4 protein-coding genes are annotated in these 3,580 nt (G+C 33.4%); all 4 read right to left on the bottom strand.

Going from position 1 to position 3,580, the window contains the following annotated elements; translation table 11 throughout:
- The coding region (gene tssF / locus QZ106_RS09245; protein WP_295976557.1) for a type VI secretion system baseplate subunit TssF at nucleotides 1-1,121 on the bottom strand (1,121 nt) is incomplete at its 3' end.
- Nucleotides 1,121-1,537, bottom strand: coding sequence for a type VI secretion system baseplate subunit TssE (gene tssE / locus QZ106_RS09240; RefSeq protein ID WP_295976556.1), 417 nt, complete (start codon nucleotides 1,535-1,537; stop codon nucleotides 1,121-1,123). The genes tssF and tssE, both read right to left, overlap by 1 nt.
- Nucleotides 1,538-1,545: 8 nt before the next feature.
- A complete protein-coding gene (gene tssC / locus QZ106_RS09235; protein WP_295976555.1) occupies nucleotides 1,546-3,030 on the bottom strand; it encodes a type VI secretion system contractile sheath large subunit in 1,485 nt (494 codons plus the stop codon).
- A gap of 9 nt (nucleotides 3,031-3,039) precedes the next feature.
- Nucleotides 3,040-3,580 (bottom strand): type VI secretion system contractile sheath small subunit (gene tssB / locus QZ106_RS09230; protein ID WP_295976554.1); only part of this gene is annotated, 541 nt, incomplete at its 5' end.

The following is a 3,580-nucleotide window of genomic DNA, read 5'->3' as shown; positions in this document are numbered from 1 at the left end:
ATATTATTTTTAATAATTGATTTATAAAATCCTCTATTTCCTATCTTTGTAGTATGCGCAAACGATTCAAATTTAGGATAATTATAAACTTTATTGCCAGATTCCTTTATAGGCTTTGTCCCAGAAACATTTTTGATATCAAAGATCTCAAAGTGTTCTCTATTAAAACCAGATGGAATAACTGGATATAAGTCTTTTGTCCCATCAAAATTTATTGGAATAGCATCATGTTCAAATAAATTAATTATAGGAGTACAATATAGTGAAAAATCAGATTTCGTTAATTTAATATCTTTTGGGAAAGAGCGGTTAAACTCAAAAAATAATGTAAATTTCTTAGTGCTTAACTTACCTAAATAAAGATATAAATTTCTTAGTTTAAAAAAATAAAATTTCTTAGGGAAAAAGAAAAACTCTTGTAATAATCTATATCCATCAAAAGCATTATTTGGATAAGGAATTAGTAGCTCATCCTTGCTCAATCCAATAGAAGAGATAATATCAAGAGGTAGATTAATGATTCCTTCTTCTGATTTTATATATATTTTAGTTAAATAGTTAAACAACCATTGATAAGAAGTTAATGCACTATAATCACTTCCGGATAAATAGAATGATAATTCATCACATTGTATAGACGAGAAATTACCATCTGTAAGATTTTCTAAGTCTATTTCAATAACTGTTAATTCATTTCCTGAAGTACTTCTTGCATCATTTAAAACAAGGGGATAAATAGCTACATCCATTGTTGTTTGAAATTGGCAAGCGGTACCACTTACCGACTTCGAGGAAACAAAAGTCCCTTTAGGTATAATATGTTTTGTCGTAATCGATCTTTCTTTGGATATAAAATTTAGAATTGCGCAACTAGGCAAAGGACGCAAGTAATTAGGCCAAAGAAGTTGGATCATCGATTGAGTTATCTCAGGTAAATTATCTTGTACTTTTTCCTTTAATCTAGCTGTTAAAAAAGCAAAAGATTCAATAATTCTTTCAGCTTCGGGGTCGATAATCTCATCGGATAGAAATCGGGATAAATGTGGATAAATCTTTGAAAAATGCTGCCCATCTCTTTTTAGGAAATCTAATTCAGCTCTAAAAAATTCTTTCAAAGACATTACACAACCCTAAACTTTTTATTTGAACTGTCTAAAATAATATTTAACTCAGTTAACTCATTTTTTTGTCTTAACAATACAACACAAGTTATTCTAAAATTAAGTTGAAGCGGATTATATGCATCATGAATATATTCTATTCTTGTTATGTGAACTCTTGGTTCATAGCGTTCTAAACTAGACAGAATATCTGCAATAATTGTTTGACTTAGGCTTCTTGTCGTTGCTGTTGCATCATTAAAATCCTTTAGACCAAAATCAGGTGCACATAACGTACACCCTTCTTTTGAATTAAGCACTAATTCTATGTTCTTTTTTATTGAACGGATTAAATCACTTACAATTTCTGCGTCAGTTTTCTTTTTAATAACACCTGTATCTTGTGAAGCAGTTTTAATCCTATTCCAGAATCCCATAAAAATAATTATTTATTATCAATATCCAAGCGACCAACAAGAGATAAATCAAAGCTTGCTCCCATATATTTAAAGTGCGGTCTAACAGATAAAGAAACTTTATACCAACCTGGTTCACCTGCTACACTTGATACTTCAACTTTAGCTGAGCGTAATGGACGGCGGCTGCGAACCTCTGCAGGTGGGTTTTCTTGGTCTGAAACATATTGTTTTAACCATACATTTAGTTCTCGTTCCAGATCTTGACGTTCTTTCCAAGAGCCAATTTGTTCGCGTTGTAACACTTTTAAATAGTGAGCTAAACGATTAACTATAAACATATATGGTAACTGAGTACCTAATTTATAGTTAGTTTCTGCTATTTTACCCTCCTCGGTATTAGGGAATTTCTTAGGTTTTTGAACAGAATTTGCTGAGAAGAATGCGGCATTGTCACTTCCCTTACGCATTGTTAAAGGAATAAATCCTTCATCAGCCAATTCAAACTCTTTACGATCAGTAATTAATACTTCTGTTGGAATTTTTGCTTGTAATTGGCCAAATGATTCAAATAAATGGACGGGTAAATCCTCAACGCTACCACCACTTTGAGGGCCAATAATATTTGGACACCAGCGATATTTAGCAAAACTATCCGTTATTTTTGAGGCCAGCAAAAATGCAATGTTACTCCATAGATAGTTATCATGTTTACCATCAATGCTTTCATTATAGTTAAACGTTTTTACTGGATTTTCAACGGAATCATACGGTAAACGAGATAAGAAACGTGGCATTGTAAGCGCCAAGTATTTCGAGTCTTCAGATTCTCTTAAAGCGCGCCATTTTGTATAGCGTGGTCCTTCAAAAATATCTCTGACTTCTTTGATCTCAGATAAAGAGGCATAACTATCTAAACCAAAAAACTCAGGACCAGCAGCTGAAATAAATGGTGCGTGGGACATTGCGCCAACAGATGAGACATATTGTAATAACTTAATATCTGGCGCAGATGGCGTAAATGTATAATTTCCGACAATTGCTGCAACTGGCTCACCACCAAATTGACCATAATTAGCAGAATAAACATGCTTATATAAGCCACTTTGAGTAATATCTGTCGCATACTCAAAGTCATCGAGTAATTCTTCTTTGCTTACATTTAACACTTCAATCTTAATATTTTCACGGAAATCTGTTCGTTCAACGAGTAATTTCAATCCACGCCAAGCAGACTCCATTTCTTGAAATCTCTCATTATGTAAAATTTCATCTACTTGATGGCTAATTTTTTCATCAAGACGAACAATCATTTCATCAATCAGCGTCTTATTTATAACAGAATCTGTACTCTTTGATTTCAATATTTCAGAGATAAACTCTGCAATACCACGTTGAGCAATAGCATAATCTTCATTCTCAGGTTTAAAACGAGTTTGTTCCATTACCTGATCAAGCAAGCTTGTTGTTTGAGCATTTTTTTCGATCTTTGTAGCTTGATTCTTAGCAACCATGATTTACCCTTACTCTTTTTCTAAAATAATAGCTAATTCTTTTTCTAGAGCTTCCCTCGCATTTGAATCCACGATCAATTCTTGTAATTTATTTCTAAACGCAGGAATGTTTCCCATAGGTCCTTTCAGCGCAATAAGCGCTTCGCGAAGTTCTAATAATTTATTAAGTTGTGGAACTTGCTTGGCGATATTATCAGGTGAAAAATCTGCCATGCTTTCAATTTTAAGACTTATACCTATGTCTTGATCTTCAGCATTATCCTCTAATCGATTCGGTACAGCTATATCAATTGCTAAGTTTGATTGTTTCATTACGGCATCAAAATTATGCTTGTCAATAGAAACAGGCTCTCGTTCTTCAAGGCTTGATACCTCCGCAGCACCTTTAAAATCACCGGTGACAAGAAGCTTTAATGGCAATTCAACATCATCTACTTGCCCTTCAGTGGCAGGCGTATATTTGATATTAATTCGCTCTTTTGGGGCGACCGAACCTGTTTTAGACATATGAAATCCTCTTTGAATTGAAAACCGTTTTCTATTTACAAGC

The organism is uncultured Aggregatibacter sp., from assembly GCF_901873365.1.
In the GTDB taxonomy this organism is placed as follows: Bacteria; Pseudomonadota; Gammaproteobacteria; order Enterobacterales; family Pasteurellaceae; genus Aggregatibacter.
This window is presented reverse-complemented; position numbering and strand designations above follow the sequence as displayed.

What these genes read in the sequence shown, in the direction of transcription:
- tssE (WP_295976556.1), bottom strand. Translation starts at nt 1,537, where the DNA reads ATGGGATTCTGGAATAGGATTAAAACTGCTTCACAAGATACAGGTGTT.
- tssC (WP_295976555.1), bottom strand. Translation starts at nt 3,030, where the DNA reads ATGGTTGCTAAGAATCAAGCTACAAAGATCGAAAAAAATGCTCAAACA.